Source organism: Pseudoalteromonas luteoviolacea, from assembly GCF_000814765.1.
Classification (GTDB): Bacteria; Pseudomonadota; Gammaproteobacteria; order Enterobacterales; family Alteromonadaceae; genus Pseudoalteromonas; species Pseudoalteromonas luteoviolacea_H.
In genome coordinates this window covers 93,367-109,959 of the sequence record NZ_JWIC01000008.1, presented here as the reverse complement: position 1 = coordinate 109,959, position 16,593 = coordinate 93,367, and the positions used below count along the sequence as shown (strand labels likewise).

Below are 16,593 nucleotides of genomic sequence, written 5' to 3'. Positions count from 1 at the left end.
TACTCTGTTTATTTTATAAGCTTGTAAAGCTGTTTTTTTGTTCAGCCTAGAAAAAAATACTAATCGAGTCTACGGCTACCTTTATAAAGTGCTGGCCTGTGTTTAATGAAAGTACATACATTCACTGACTATCCATAGATTGATATCGTAAGAAGGAAATTGAATTTAAGAGCTCTAACCATTCAAATATTCTGAAAATAGAGAAGGACTTTTACCAAAAAAGCATAGGAAGTTTCACCATATGAAAGAATATAAAACCGCCAGAGTAAAATTAGGGCGACTGAAAGTGGACAAAACACTGCAGCACAGAATCAGGGCAAGAGGTCAACTATTTGGTCGAGAGTTTCTTGATGAACTAAAGGAAAATGTCAAAGACATAGGCGTCGTAAGGGCTATCAAGGTGGTTGAATTATCAAAGAATGATGTGAATCCACTGACCGAAGAAGCCTATACAAAGGGGGATCTCATAGTTTTCGATGGCATTCACCGAACCATCTGCCTGCGCGAGATACTGGACGAGGAAGGCCGTGACTATAATGATGAGGAAACCATTGTAGAGATTTGGTCTGGTGGCTCTTTCTCGGATGCAGTCAGTCTAAGCTGCTCCGCCAATGCAGACAATGCACACTCATACCGTCGTAACGTAGGTGATAAGAAGCAAGCAATTATTGACTACATCGAGTTTATGAAGGCTGATGCAACATCAAAGGGCAAGATTATCTTCCCATTTAAGTACGCTGATTGGGCCGAGAAGTTTAAATGCAATGAAAAATCATTAAAGCAGTTGGGTACATCATCCCGCCTATTCCGTGAAGAACTTCGTGCCAAAGAACTTCAGTGGATTACCGAGCTAAAAGGCAAGGGATTTACTAACGTTGAAATCTCGCAATTGAGCCGCCAGATTTGTTACGAAGGTTTAGGTCTCAATGAAGATAAGATCAGAAAGACCAAACCGGAAAAAAGTCCAAAGGCAACTTTTTTCCGGAGTTCAACTGAACAACCTGATTGTAAGCAAACTGCTGCTAAAGCCCGCCCGGAGCCAATAAAAACTGTACTGCACCATATCGACACAGTCCCTCGTTCCATAACTGCTACATACCATGAACCTACCAGTATTAAAGATATACGAACCATGTCCGGCGATCTTGTTGCAGACCTTAACTACAAACAGTTCCGTGATGCTCTCAAAGCGATGCCCGGTATAGAACGTGCAAAAACTGGTCGCCTCGTTTACCAGCTATGCAAAGCACTTGCTATGGATGGCTCTCTTCCCAAGCAAATGCGTAACATCGAATTCAACTTCAAGACAGAAGAGAAATAATAATGTTCAATGAAAACCCTGTTAATGAGGGGAATATATCACCGTTGTTCCGTGCTATTCGTGACACATTCAATGAGGCTCAAAAAGAGTTTCATGTAGTGCGTGACGTTGAAGTAAATACTGTTGATAGTAGAAGTGCTAACACCTGTGAAGGGTTCTTCCTGCCGTTCACCCCGCAAACAGGGACTGGTAAAACATTTAGTTGCAACCTGCTCATATTCACAAAGCTGTACGACTTGGCGTCACACCGTTACAGTTTCATTTTAAAGGCACTCTCACTACTGAAATTTATTGCAGACAGTGGAGTTGTAGTAGCAGAACGTAATGCATTAAGAGCAATTTCAAAGATAAATGATGGTAAGGTCTATCTGTGCAATGCTGATGTGGAATCTGATTATGAGAGGCTTAATAAAACTGTCCTTTCAGTTGTCGAAAAGGCTGAAGCCAATTGCAACGATGAAAACCTCAAAAGTGAGATAAAAACCAAACACAAAGAGTTTCTTACGAGCCTGGAAAATGAAGACGATGACCACTCCAGCTCGCAGTCATCCAAGAACATAGTCTTTATTACGGATACCCGTGATAATGTCTCCCAGTCTTATCACGAGTTGCTGGAGCTGATTGAAAATCTCTGCAAGACAAAGCTAGAGATTAAGATCATGAAGAGCATGGTTGTGATTGTGATGGGAAAGGTCGATCAAGCCAAAGCAATGGGGAAAGGCATAAGCGGTCTAGTTGAGTTCATCAAAAACAACTCAATCTCACCAGCTGTTGCGAAGGATATTAGTCAAAAGTACGAAAGATTTGTTCACTACCATGCTAAGGTTAGTCGTTCCAAATCCAGGCCTGACAAGTACGAGGAGGAACAGTTTGAGGCGACCGCAATAGATATCTACAATGCTGTGTACGACGGAATTCGTGCTATAGCTGCGACGGAGAAAAACGGCTACCAGAGTTTTCCGACCGGTGTAAGAGAACAACTAATCGCGCTTTACCCTGCCTCACTGGTCTCAAGTGGTCGTGCGGTTGTCTGCTATATGACAACTGCCAAATATCTTGGTTCGATAATGGCAGTACCTGGCCGCTTTCGTTTCTCTGACGATAAGCTTAGCAATCATATTCTGTTTATTGACGAGGTAGATAAACAGCATGCCGTCGTTCGTAACAAAATTCTGGAGGCCGACCCCATGCTACTTGTACGCGGGGTTAAGACCGCTGCACAAACAGACGTTCTCCACTTCCAGCAAGGCAAAGATGACTTTAAGGGTGTTGGAGACATCATGCACGATGCTATCAACACACTCAAAGATGTCGCTGATGAATGGCGTACTCAGTATTCATATGACTTTGATGAAAGTTACGACGGTGGCAATCGCGCTGCCGAATTGTTTTCAGTTCCCGGCTCCGTTTCTAGTATCGTTACAATGTCTGGCAAAAGGAAGCGTGTTGAAATTATCCAGGATGATGAAAAGATAAAGAAGGATGCCTACTACAGTGTATTCCTTGAGCTGGCTGATAGTGATCCTACATCCAACAAGATCAACAAAAACATCCTCCAAATGAAGCTGGTCTCTGATAGTGACGGAGATGATAATGAATTTGTAAACGGTTTCCCTAAGGTCATTAACTCTCTTAGCAAAGCATACAAAACTTTCCTTAGCAAGTCAGTTAAAGCTGTTCGGAAGATTTATCAAAATAAAAAAGACGCTCACAACACTCAAGTCAATGCGCTGAAGGCTCAAAAGTCTGAGTTTGAAAAGACTGGTAGGCTGGTTCTAGGTGAGCAGTGGGTGAAGGTTGATAGAGAACCGTCATTGATAAGCTGCCTGAATGACTTTACATACCAGTTGAATATTGACGATGGCGTAAAAGCCGATATTCGGAACAAGCTTTTCGGTACTCAGGGTGGATCAGGCTCTCTGCTTGGCCAAGATGAAGCCATTATATGTAGTGGATTTCATGGTCAAGGTTGCTCTTTCGACACAATTCTTCGCTTAAGTGACAATTTTGTCGACTTTGAAAACTACAGCATCCCGCACTCTGGAACAGGCTGGATGGCCTCCTTAGTTGGCCGAGGTACTCAGATAGTTGCAATCAGTGCTACTGCTAGAAATAAATCCCAGATCCACAATTTCTCCCAAGTAACTCTGAAGGCTCAGCTTGGCAAGCGTTATGTGGAGTTCACAAAGGAAAGAAGTCTCGATATCTATAACTTCTACTGCCAAAAGCGTGACTACGATTCTCACAATGTGAATATTGCCAGCCGGTTCCTCAAGTATGAGCCAAACACTCTTGGACAATTCTTTGCCGACAGTAATGTGATGCTGATGAAGCTGGCTGTAGCATTCCCGCCACCGAGCAGGAAGGGTTCAAATCAAGATACGAATCATAAAACTAATAAAGAGGTTAAGGAAGCTCACAAAAAGGAGAATAGTGACTACCTGATGAATGTAGCCAGCCAGTTGAGTAAGATGTGGCAGGCCATAGAGCTATTTGTTGCCCACCCAACCAACAGATACATGCTGACATTCAGCACCCGAAACTTTGGCAAGACTCCCAAAGAGAAACGTTTCTTCAAGACCTACCTGATTAAGTTCCTTGAAGAAAAGTATGGTAAAAAGATCGATATTCACTTTGCCATCAATGCTGAAAAAATGCGTCGGGGCGATCTTCAAAAGCTGCTGACAAAAACGATGCGAGAAGATGGCAGGATTAACATCAAAACGATCGTCATGACTTCCTATGCAAGCATGGCGGCTGGTACAAATCCTGATTGTTACTTCCACGATGATGACTTGAATCGTCTTGTGTATGTGGATGAGAGTGATTTCAAGCAGAAAAAAAGGACAATGGATGCCGACTGTATTTATCTCGCTAGACCATCAAATATGTTCAATATTTCTGACAATGACGACGACTCAGATTATATAAACACTAAGTTCAAAATAGCCTGCCTTTATAACATTATGTGCTTGTATGAAGGGCATTTCATTGATGCTCATATTGCCAGAAAGTTTATCCGCTACATACTCAGCACTAACGACAAAGGCAAGATGACAAATGTATTGGCATCTGCTTATGCATCCGGTGAACACTCCAAAATGACGTTCGAAAATGGCGATGACTATCTTGCCAGCATCCAAATGATAATCGAACAAGCAGTAGGCAGGACTGGTCGTACCCCTTGGAAGTCCAGAGAAGTCCAAATCCTTGCTGATGCTGCTCTCGCGCCTGCTCTGGCTCATGATGAACGTCAGAAGCATGAGCTGTCTCATGAGTATTTCTCCCTCCGTGAAGAGGCGGTGACTGTTCATGACAGCGGCATGACAACTGCTATCTGCATAGGAAATCCGGAACAGAGATTACGCCGAGCCGCTATCGCAGATAACAAAAAGAGCCTTCAACACTTCAATACCGAAGTGCCAAAGCTACTAGGCAATTATCGCTACGAAACGTTTAGAAATGCTGATGTACTCGATTACCTGTTCGGCATAATCAGTCGAATAGGGGAGCCTACATATAAATCTATCGAAGAATCTATCAAAGAGGCCCAGCAGTATGCGATAGAAGGTGGCATGAGAATCGGCTCAGAGGGCATTTGGGACAACTATACAACAACTCTAAGAAACATGAAAAACCGGATTGTTAAGGGTAAGGCTGCGCCTGTTCCACCTAATATTGTTGTAGATAAACTGAAGGTAAAACTAAAGCAGGAAGCAAAATCTCGCAGAGAACGAGCCAATGCTGTTGCTGAAAAGTGGGCTGAGCTTCGTGAATATGTCCTGAAGAATCCGACTATTTCTGAATCTGAAGTGATCCCTCGCTTCCAATACGTTCATATTGAAGTGCCGAGAGATACAGCGGGTAATGCTGTTGCTGAGTATGCATACGATGGCATACCAGAGATTGAGTACGCTGATAACTACGAAATGTTCACAACCACAAAAACACCTAAGATGGTTTCTGAACTATCCTCTGAACTTAGGGTGATGCTGGGCAACTGTGATATTCGTAAACATTTCAGTAAGAATGGTTACTGCCTGAAGTGGAAACCAAATACTCACATTGTAAATCCGGCAGTCTATTGCAACGTGTATCGCCCTGCATTGGCTGAGCAGGCAGTTGAGGCCATCTTGAGTGCCAACGGCTTCAAGTGGAGCAAACTGCCTCATGGTCTGGAGGAAAAAATGGACGGTGTTATAGAAGATCGTCATGGCAACAAAGCATTAGTGGACGTAAAGTTTTGGTACTGCAGCCGCGTTCTGAAGAATAGTGCCGAAAAAAAGATGAAGGATACAATGCTTAAAACAGGTATCCGAAACATTATTTACATCAACATGTTCAAGAATGACCCTAGGCAAGAGTGTCTTTACAAAACCTTCGAGAATAATAAGACCTCATTCATGACAGCTGACTTCATGGAAGTCCCAGGCATCATGGATAAAACTACATTCCAGCCTCTGCATATTGCAGAAATCACTAAGTTTGTTTCCCGAGAAGTTTAATCATTAAGGAGAGGTCAGTGCGATCGCTGGCCATTTTGAGATGGAAAAAAAGTTACAGTTTAAAGCAATGTCATCAGCACCGGAGAAGGCTCTGGTTGCTCCCAAATCCGTATATACAAGCAATCTTGTTCAAAAGGTTGATATCGATTGCGGCTACTTCAATGAGCACTTTGATTTTGGCTATATCGAGATACATGCTACATCAAAGGCAGAGTACCGAGAGTTAGTTATCGAGTCATCCGCTATTCTGAATAAAAGCGGGAGCGTGCTGTCATCGTTCCATTACAAGAAAGGAAAAGCACATTTTTTCATGACAAAAAAAGGGGAGTCCGGAACGATTGTCTGTGGTAACGTTAGTCTTAAGGTGACCTGTGAAGAATTGCCGTTTATTAATCCTCGGCATGAATTCATTCAAATGATCTTAATCAGCAATGCATTGCCATCCTTGATGAGCAAGGAGATCGTCAGTGAGCGTAGGGCGTTCTACAATAACGAAAAGTACTATCGGGCAGCGTATTCAGAACACAAGGAAAATGGCGTAAATGTGGTTGTCTGTATTGAGTCAAAGATTAGCCCTGATTGGACAATGTCAGCTAACAATGTGCCCTCAGGCAATATTTTCAATGCAACCACTGTAACATTTACCCTGCTTTCTGATGTTGAGAAGTTTGTACCTCGAAGCCGGAACATGGCTAAACGTAAAGCTAAAATGTTAAATGGCGAGCAGTTTAAGCTAGGTGAACATGGGTTCGTTGTGCCAACCAAAAAAGGTGGCAAGACCAAATCCAGCAGCAACGACGTTTATGTCAAAGGTAGCATCGAAGACTACACCAACAACCGAACTGATGCCTACGTAATTGACCATGACAAAATCAAAATGAATGCCAAAGGCGATGTAAATGAGAGCAGTCCTGATACCAGCCGAGCTGCACACGCATACACATTCTTAGATGACCTGTCTGAAATCTATGCTGGCTCTACTAGTGTTGCTTTTGGAAGAACTGAATTTGACCGCTGCTACTCTGGCGTCAAACTAAAGACAAAGAGCAATAATGAGTACAAGGCAATCATGCAAGTCTTGTCTGAGTACAACATTCGTATTGTTAACAAGACTACCGACAAGACCATTCTTCCAGAGCATATAGCTCAACTTGAAGAGCTTTCATCTTACAGCTACAAAATTCAAAAATGTAAGAAACAAGGCAATATTAAATACCTTATTGGTGAACAGAAGAATACAGATGGAAAACCAGAGCTTATCCTGCTTGTCACTGAAGGTGAAGGGTATTATAGACGGCACAAAGGTTTGGAAGATCCATATGCAGACTACAAGAGCACCAATCCAGATAAAATCATTCAGTCTGTGGAATACGGTTCTTTGTTTCGTACCTTGAAGGTTCGCGATCTTGACGACCAAGTGATTAATGAAGTACCGCTTCTAGCTGGCCGAGAATATAAAAAGGAAAAGGAGATTGTAACTGGCGGCTGTGCGATGCTAGATTGCCTGTTGGCACAACTACATCTTAAGCTAGAAGTTCATAGTAATCAGCTCTTTATTGACCGTAAAACCGGAAAGCTTCCCGAGGACTTTTCCTTTATTTACCCGTTCAGAGTCAAAACTAAAAAGAATGAATCAAGCGATGATGAAGTCACACTTGAAGAAGGAGAGGATCTGACTGAGGAAATCGAGGGAGAAGATACTCCTTTCTCTGGTTATCGTTATTGTGCTGTGACTACAGATAGTATGAAGTTGAAATTTGAAGAGCTTTCAGAATCTAAGCTGGAGGATATTCAGTATCAATTGGGTGGCCACTGCCACCTGGTATTTGGCAAGAAGAAAACCTCCGAGAATGGCAGAGTTAAATACACTCACCATCGCCACCCTTTCATGTTCAACTTCGAGACAGGCCACTACATGGTTTTCGTCAGAACCAGCGCTAACGCCATGCCAGATCATGAAAAATTGGAGACATACCGCCACAGCTTGATTGCTGGTCGCAAGGAATCTGTTAGCCGCTCTTGGTTCAAGGAGTACATCACTCGCTCAGGCGTGTCCGAGAATGTGGTTAATACTGTCACCAGTATGCTTGAAAGTTCAGAAGCAGATTGTTTTTACTACCACCAAGTTCGAGAATGTTTCAAGAAGTTCAAGCCAAGGATCGGTAAGCGTCTTAGCAATAACGATAAAAACATCATCCTATATGTGATTGAGCAAGAACTTGGTATACGCTGGTACTCTGGAATCAAAACTTCAGAAATGAAAGACCTTGTTGCTCATCAAGAAGGCTTCATGTTCAGTCGTTCTGACAAGTGTTATTGCGCCGGCAGTGTGGGCTCTTTCAGAGCTGGCTCACAAGAAGGCTTCAGCAAGATTTACAAACTCATCACTAATTTTGGGCTTATTGAAGACATGGATCACTGGTTCCTGTCAATGTCAGTTCGTAATCGGCAAACGACAGTTTACCCATTCATCTTTCAACATGCTAAAGAGTATGCCAGCATGACTCAATTCGAAACTTGTGCTTCTGACAAGCCGAAAAAGGTTGAACCCGATAACGATACTAAATATGCAAATACCGAGTATGAAAATTATGACGACATAGATTTCTAGAAATCTCTCTATTCGCGTGCGGGTATGCACTCGCACATTTCAAAATCAAACGCAAAAACAATGTCTAAAATATTTTGAATTTCTTCAAAAGAGCGCTATCGGAATACAGTTCACCTCCCCCTATTCCTATCACATATTCCTTAACACTAGTTAAATAAGTGAGTTAATACACTAATGAACCGAACAGCCCACCTGTTCATCTCTTCATCACTTAATTTTCCTTCATTTTTAGATTTCTGATGCGAAATGCCCTTATGATTACCCTCACCAACAAGCTCATCAAAATATCTCTTCGGCCAACAAAATTGGTTACTAAGCAATCCTCTTTCGATCTCTACTATAAAGTCACGCAATTTACCTTTTAATGCTAATGCACGCGCTGAAATGACTTTGGTGGCAATAGAAGCTCTTCCATCTGAGGTGTCCACCTCTAATAAGAAGTAACCTTCGTTTTGATACTCAACTTTTACAATCGCCATACATCGAGCAGAACCATTTTCCATCATATGACTTTTGCTGCGACCTACTTCTGGTAGCTTACGAACAATCGGTTTACTTTGATTAAAACCATACTCTTTTTCTAATATCTCTAGCATTTTGAAAAAGCTATCAAACTTATTGAGGTACAAATGAGTATTATCTGTTTGATCATCCAAACCATCGACAGCGGCCCTAGGTGTATCACCTCGTGAGTTTGGATCTTCGGTGCTAACTTCAGGTGGTAAGGGATTGGGCTTATCTTCGTTCTCTTTACTGCCAGAACCCTTTTTAGTTTTTGCATAGACTTTTCGAGTACGTGGGACTCTGTTATATATGCGCTGCGTTGCATCACAAAAAATCAATGCTGATTCGTTATCTTCACTCCCATCACTATCTTCATCTATTTCTCTTTGTGTCGGCAGTTGTGGGTAAGTCCCACCCTTACCACTTTCAGAGCCTGACTTTCTTCCAATTGTTCTGGGATGAGAAAAACCAATATCTGCAATGTCTGGAAAGAACAAACCATTTAACAACTCGATTCGATTTATAAACCATGTACTTGCATCTGAAGACTTCCAACCTCTTGCTACTACTTTTACCCCTTCTAACTCAGGCGGTTCAAACCGAAATGTCCAATGTTGGTATTTAGGTGTCGTAACTAGCTCTTGAGAAAAATACTGATAGATGCTGTTGAATGAATTTTTTATGTCTCTATTAAGCAATATCCAAGCGAGTTGATGCTTAAAGCCTTCATTCTCAAATAATATTTTTGGGCATTGTGTTGTCGGTAGGGCATTAATAACTATATCGAGAGGAAACTCCTCATCGTCTTGTTCGGGGCTATAATCAACATCAAACTCAAAGTCGAGCGCATTACTAACTAGCGCAGCATTTGCCAAGTAGTTATTTGTGAAAAACAAGGCTCTGGCTAATTCTAACTGAGGTAAAAATATCGTCTTATCATCATAGCTAAACTTAAAGCATATTTGAGACTGCTCATCTCCTAGTTTGAACTTTACTAGCTCTGACTCTCCAACTAAGGCCGTCTGCCACAAAGCTCGCGCAGGCAAAGTAAACTCTATAGGATAACCTGGGGGAATGGCTGATACAGTTTGATTTAGAACAACTTGTCGACTTAGGTATGGTAGCTGGCTGAGCTTAAGTGATTTACGCGTGGTATTTTTAAAGCGAACGCCAATATCCCACGTTTTACGATCGTGGTATTTGAAAATATTACCCATGCCTTGAATTCTTGCGTTGTCAGGCAGAGTTTTAAAGCGATCAGCTTGAGTCATACGCTACTACATATCCCAATAATTCTGCCGCTAGGGGGCAGATCCTATCCTTACTGAGCCGAGCGAATCGCAGTATGCGCCATTTCCTTAAGTCGTGATGATTTCTTTCACTTTTGATGTATGCCACAGCGATACGACGGCATTGGTACTCTTCTATAGTTTCACAATATTTAGCCAAAAACAATTTACATAATGGTAACTTATCAATATGTTTGATCTGAGATAAAGAAATATCAGCGTTGATAAAGTACCAATTTTTTGAAAAGTGCTCCGACTCTAAATGCATTTCAGTCTGGTTGCGAAGACTGATAAATCGCTTCACATAACATAAGTCTCTTGCCTTCCAATTAACTCGCTTATTAATGCTTACAGTTGGCAGACCTAGTTTAGAGTTAGTATCCAAAAGCCACTTTTTATCATGCCGATATAGCCAGGCATAAAGGCTGCCAAACCCTAATAACCTAGCCTGTTTAATGCCTAATTTAGTTGCTGAGGTCTGCCAAAGTGCTCTTTTATTTTTATCTATTACTACCTCTTGAGCCGAATCATAACTTTCAGGCGACTTATCTAAACTTTGGTTAGAGGCTTTTCTTAGAACCGCTTCGATATTTAACCCATTACCAAAGAAAGCTTGCCAAACTAATAAGTGTTGAAGGTAACTAAATGACTTCCTATGCTTTCTGAATATAGACCTAAGCCAATTAGTGTCTTTGCAAGCATCCACTTTTAAACCTAATTGCTCCAAGAAGTTACTTTGCCAATAGCTTTCTACCTGTTCAAGAACCCTATCATGATCAATATGCTCGCCATGGTAGTAACCACGCTCTAACGCGAGCTTTTTGTAGAATAAAGTCCATTGCTCTGGATATATCTTTAGTGCTTTTAACTCTAAAAATCTTACTGCATTTGTAGCAAGTGATAGCTGCTTACTGCTGCCATATTGGATAACTCCGCTTTGCAATGAGCTTGGGTTTAAAGCAATGAATTCATGCTTGTGTAGTCCACTAATCTGCACATTACTATTCAATAAAATACAAGCATGTTTGGGACAAACAGACATGCCTGGTATTTGCAAACCGCGTTGCCAGAATGCTTCGCCATATCTATTTAATTGCTCACTTACACAATCAGGACAATACCTTAAATATACCGGGCTCTTTACGCATGACGCAGCTTTACCTAATTGCACATCGGCTGAGTGAGACTCATCTTTTAACAAGGCCTGTTTTGAGAGGTAAGCCTTCTCTGGATGTACAAAAGGCGCATATAGGGGGTAAAGCGTATGCTTCTGTAAAAGCTTGTGCGGGGTTAAGTTAGGATTACCTTGATAATGTGATGAGATCTTACCTAAATGCCCTTGAAAGGCTACTGAAGCAACAATTTGTCTATTTTGAAACACATCATCCAATAGCTGCTTTGGTGAAGTAGTTAGTGTATGAACCCCATACCTCCCTATAACGCTATAAAGCAATTCATCTGGGTAAGGTATGGGTAAACATGCCATGTTAAATGCTTTTTTTAAGCCATGATGTCATATCAAATACATTTCCTTGTTGTTTATAAAACTGATGTAGTTCCGCAGAGCGCTTTTTGTGTTGAGAGTAGCCATAACGTAAGTCATCACTAGGTAACGTATGCCAATTTTTTGCATTGACCAGCCTTGGCTTTTCCTTTATCTCTTCTGTTTCATTTGGTTTTTGTTCATACCACTCAAGAACAAGTGGAATAAGCGCTCTGACTTGTAAATTTGGGTGTTCTGTTATTGCTCTTTGCACTAAAGGAACTAGTAAACTAGATTCGCAGCCCATACCTAACAGTAGGTTATAAAGCCTCACCCCTTCAGAGTTACTCGCAAAAGGTAACGTTTCTGTTTTTGATATCTCTATTTCCGAAATTTGCTTACTAAGTTCTAGTAAGCGTTTATCGATTGCTTTGTATTTTAAATCTGAATATTTAGCGATAGTGGCTGCTTTACCTGATTTAAGCGCCTCAATCATAGGGTGGATTGGCTGTAATTCAGATTCGTATACTTTAATGAGTAATTTTGAAGATAACCTTTCAACACCAGTAACTATTGCGCGAAGTTGTGCTAATACGAATAACTTCACAACAATATCTAGCACGCCTTGTGATAGCTCAAACCAAGTATTGCGGATCTCTTCGGTTAGTGGCTCATCACGATGAATAAGCCACTGGTACTGCCAAAGTTTATCAGTCAGCAACCGCCACTCCGAAGGTTTTGGCTTACCTGTCACCTTATCAATCTTATTTTTATTTTGCGGTAGAGGCTCCCAAACCATTGAACCAATTCCTGTACTTCTTCTTGCCGATTGCAATTCAAGTTCAAAAATAGGTCTTGCTTTGGGAGTACCAACCAAAATAACAGGCACACCAATAATATTCACCAAGGCTACAAAAAACTCGAGCATTCGCTCTTGTCCTGCTTTTTGTTTGCGACTTAAGCGCTGGATTTCATCAATAACGAGAACGCCAATGGCATATTGGTTTGCTACTTGCGCCATGAAAGACAAAAGCACTTCTGTACTGTGTCTTTTGCGTCCATATCGCTCAGTTAGGTCTGTATGTAAATGTTTATCTACCTCTTGGAAAAAGTTTAAGCATAAACTTTTTAAAGAACCATCTACAGGGCACTCTATACGCAAATACGACAGTTGATATGTATTGTATTTCTCATGATAAATAGCCTGAGGGTAAGTGGCTAAAATGCGCATCACACTTGAGCTTTTACCACTTCCAGAGCAACCTATAAGTGACAAGCATCGAGCCGTAGAGGGCGCTTCAGCGAAACGAAAACTGGTAATATCACCTGTCATCATTCGCTCATAGCCATTTTGTAAATGCTGCTGTAATTGGCCAGTTTCTATGTTTCTTGCAACATAGCCCCCTCTCATCATTAGAGATATCTTTTCTTCAAGCGCAACATGCATGGATAAAGGCTGAAAAAAGTCATCTAGTAACCCACATAACTCATGCGCTCTTTGCCTTGCATCGAGATAACTCGCAGTTGGGTTATATATTACTTTCCCTTCAAGCTTACTTTTGATGTCTCTAATTGTACTTATTGCAGGTAGTGCCTCAATGAAAGGGTTTCCTTTATAACGCGCTATATCTGACTCAGCATAAACAGCTCGAAATATATTATGCGGTAAGCTCATGACTGATCATCCTCACCAAATAATTCATCTGAAAAATCAGGAAAATCTAAATCGTCATCCTGCTCTGCAAGATAGTGTACCTCGGCTGATTGACTAGTATCGATTTCTACAGGCCTATATGCTCGCGCTTGTCGCTCTTTTGTTTTTTCTGCATTTCGATTTTCTCGAATATTCTTAATACGTTCAGCATCGGAAAGCCCTGAATTAACAGGTGCTGCTTTTTCAGCTTGTTTTATGGTTTCTATTATCTTTCTTTCGAGCGCTCGCTCTTGTTCATTCGCAACTAACTTAGCCTGAGCTTCTGTATATTTTAAGGCTTCATTCTGCTCCCAAACATCCCAAAAGCTAGCACCTGTAAACTGCCTTGAGCGTGTTGACAACTGACAAACAAAGTACTTGTTACTATTAGCCTCTGGGTAGACATATATGTACTCAGCCGTTGCTAAGTCGTAAGCAACATCAACTTTTTCTGGCCTTTTAACCTCTTTTCCTCGATGCATCCAACCGAGCTGCATAAGCTCAGAACTCGTGTAGTACAAGCCAAAAATACAAACGCCTGATTCAGACACAGTTCCACGTATACGAGGCATAAGTGCCACACGCAAATGCTCAGGTTCAGATTTTTTTAATCGACCAGTACGGTGCTGAAGCCCCCAATTCCAAAGAGCTAATGGGTTATTAGGTAAATCCGTCGGCATATCAGAAGCTTTATCATAGCGATCGATAACATGATACTGATTGTGATAAAGCACAGATGCTAAGATTATCTTAGTGAAGTCTTCTATCGTAACCTTAGCATCTAAACGATAGTCACGGTCTCCTTGCTTTTTAATTTTGGTACCAGTAACCACGCCAGGTGCAAATGGTTTAAATACTTGCTGAAAAGAGCGGAAAGACCTTTCAACAATGCCTTTTGCTTCACTCCTGAAAGGCGGTGTATTTTCAAGGCGGACTCCAAAGCCTTTTTCTAAACACTCAATTTGATGGCCCATTAACTCGCCCCTGTCAGCCAGCAATGCAGAAGGTAAACCAATACATGGCCACTGCTCGGGCTTTACTTCAAAGCCCAGCTCTCGACAATATTCTGATTTATCTGTAGAAGCCATATACAACGCTTGGATAGCAGCAGTATAAGAAGGGTTTTCAAAACCAATATAGAATCCAGCTACCATACGACTAAATACATCTACTACCATATAAACGACCGGGCGGCCGACTATGTTGCCTCGTTCAGAGCTGGATACTAGATATATATCAGCAATCGTTGCATCAATCTCATAACGCATACCAGGGCCTAAAACATCAGCTGTAGCAGTACCAAATAAAGGACGAATGTCTTTCTTAGATCTGATATCTCCAGCTTGAAGCTCGAGCTTTTCTACTTGCCGATACTCACGTTTATAAAAGTGCTCCATTTGCCAATATGTAGGCAGTTCTTCTTCTGGTAGCTCAGGGAAGTACTGACTATAAATATCTTTAAGCCGATTATGCGCATAACGAAAGGACTTGCTTTTATCAGTCATTACATGACGATCGATAGCGACTCTGAAGAGCTTTTCGGTAAAATCATCGATTAAAGCACCAACACCCGGCATATATACGCGGGGACGCCCTAACTTTTTAGTCGTTGCTCTTCGCTTTTGGCCTTTACCGCCTGAATTTTTATAGTCTGGTAAGAGTGCATTGGGGATCTGGCCACGCTGCCAATACCTTCGAGCAAAACGATATATTGTTTGTTTTGTTTTTCCTGTCTTAGCAACAATTTGATTGACGATTTTGCCTCGAGCCTTTGCTTGGTAGCTATTTTCAAAATCTACTAGCGGTTTAATTACTTCATAATTTTCATCACGCTTTATCTGAGCTGTAGAACCATATTCAGGAGTTACAGTGATTAAGTAACTATAGGGGTCATCCACTCGTTTTAGTATTTCATCTTGAAAGCCTTGTTCTAACTCAGCAATTTCAATGAGCTGAGGAAAAGCCTTATCATCATGTATTTTTATCCAGAGTACATAGTATTCAAAAAGCATTAGTGTGCGATATAGAGTTTGCTCGTATTGCAATACTTCATTGATTCGAAACACGGAAAGCCTCCTGAATGATACCCACGTCACCTAGCTTAAAATCACCTACATGCACCTTTTGAACTGGCTTGAAAATGTCAAAAGTGAAATATCGATCAGCCAGTAAACAGCGAATTTCATACAGTGACTCACCTAAGTCTAGTCCATAGGCTGTATCTATCTCTTTGCAGGCTTCTATTAGTGTTTTAGTTGGGTATTTAGAAAAGTAGTCTGCGTAAAAAAGAGCTTGATCTACAGCTGAATGAGGGGCTTCTTCATAAGCGCCCTGCATAGGGTAAATCCACTCAATATTGGTTTTAACGACTTTGGGGATTTCTGCTTCAGTCACTATTTGCCAAGGTATATTTTTCTCTAACCAATAGCGCCTCTCTAACTCAAGAATTTCTATCTTTCGCTGCTCTTCAAGTGCATTGGTGTATTTCACTTGTAATGCAAAATAGGGGAGTTCTGTTGATGATGTTTCAACAAGAAAGTCGCTCGACATATATTGGTTAACACCTCTTACACTAGGGTGTTTTATACCCGCAGACTTAACCAACTCAGCGGTTAAGTCTCGCTCCAATGGAAACTGCTCTTTAATTTGTAGTACTTCTTTGCGCCACTCGAGCAAATAGAACATTGATAGTTCAAGGTCAGATAATAAATGATGAGTTCTTTTAGTCTTATAACCAAAGACGCGATGCACACGACCATCTGATGGTGAATCATAAACCGTTAGCCAAGGCTTATACTCCCGATATTCACCCGAACCTCGACCTTCTTTAATCCACTTACGATATTGCGCCTCAGTATGGCCAATCTTTCTAGACATAATATACCGCTATAACTGATCGAAACCCCAACCAAGTTAAGACCATAGCATTAATATAAAATAAAAAACATAGAACTTAGTAGCAACGTTAAGACCAAGTATTGACCATTCCTTATAAGCCGTTTAGTCTTGTAACGCTTCTTTTTTAACCGCCTAATCACGATTGCGTTAGGTCGTTTCGAAGTAGGTTTCAAAAGCCTGCGTATTGCTTTGGGTCCAGACAGCTGGATATTGGTAAATTTCTCGAGTTCTTTTTCACAATATTTCTTTAATTGAGAAGTGTTGAGATGAAAACCAAAGCCCCCTTAAC

General features: G+C 41.2%; 8 protein-coding genes. 3 read left to right on the top strand and 5 right to left on the bottom strand.

Annotated elements, in window-relative coordinates; all coding sequences use genetic code 11:
• Positions 1-241 precede the first annotated feature (241 nt).
• The 3 genes from JF50_RS20185 to JF50_RS20175 are packed head-to-tail and all read left to right on the top strand — an operon-like array spanning position 242 to position 8,437.
• Entirely contained in the window at positions 242-1,321 is a 1,080-nt protein-coding gene (locus JF50_RS20185) for a hypothetical protein (RefSeq protein WP_039611185.1), read from the top strand.
• Between the two features lie 2 nt (positions 1,322-1,323).
• The gene (locus JF50_RS20180; RefSeq protein WP_039611184.1) at positions 1,324-5,826 is read left to right on the top strand and encodes a hypothetical protein; all 4,503 of its coding nucleotides are present in this window, start codon (positions 1,324-1,326) and stop codon (positions 5,824-5,826) included.
• A gap of 40 nt (positions 5,827-5,866) precedes the next feature.
• Positions 5,867-8,437, top strand: a complete 2,571-nt coding sequence (locus JF50_RS20175) for a hypothetical protein (RefSeq protein WP_039611183.1) — start codon at positions 5,867-5,869, stop codon at positions 8,435-8,437.
• A 146-nt stretch (positions 8,438-8,583) separates the two neighbouring features.
• Here the strand turns inward: JF50_RS20175 and JF50_RS20170 are convergent, their stop codons facing one another.
• The 5 genes from JF50_RS20170 to JF50_RS20150 are packed head-to-tail and all read right to left on the bottom strand — an operon-like array spanning position 8,584 to position 16,283.
• Positions 8,584-10,212, bottom strand: coding sequence for a Tn7-like element transposition protein TnsE (locus tag JF50_RS20170; RefSeq protein WP_039611182.1), 1,629 nt, complete (start codon positions 10,210-10,212; stop codon positions 8,584-8,586).
• Complete coding sequence (locus JF50_RS20165) at positions 10,199-11,716, bottom strand: TnsD family Tn7-like transposition protein (RefSeq protein WP_039611181.1); 1,518 nt, start codon at positions 11,714-11,716, stop codon at positions 10,199-10,201. Before JF50_RS20165 ends, JF50_RS20170 begins: the two co-directional genes overlap by 14 nt.
• 1 nt (position 11,717) lies before the next feature.
• Positions 11,718-13,388 carry an AAA family ATPase gene (locus JF50_RS20160; protein ID WP_039611180.1) on the bottom strand — a complete coding sequence of 557 codons (1,671 nt, stop codon included), beginning with the start codon at positions 13,386-13,388 and terminating at the stop codon, positions 11,718-11,720.
• Entirely contained in the window at positions 13,385-15,472 is a 2,088-nt protein-coding gene (locus JF50_RS20155; protein ID WP_039611179.1) for a Mu transposase C-terminal domain-containing protein, read from the bottom strand. The genes JF50_RS20160 and JF50_RS20155 overlap by 4 nt, the downstream gene beginning before the upstream one ends.
• Entirely contained in the window at positions 15,456-16,283 is an 828-nt protein-coding gene (locus tag JF50_RS20150) for a heteromeric transposase endonuclease subunit TnsA (protein ID WP_039611178.1), read from the bottom strand. The genes JF50_RS20155 and JF50_RS20150 overlap by 17 nt, the downstream gene beginning before the upstream one ends.
• Positions 16,284-16,593 lie beyond the last annotated feature (310 nt).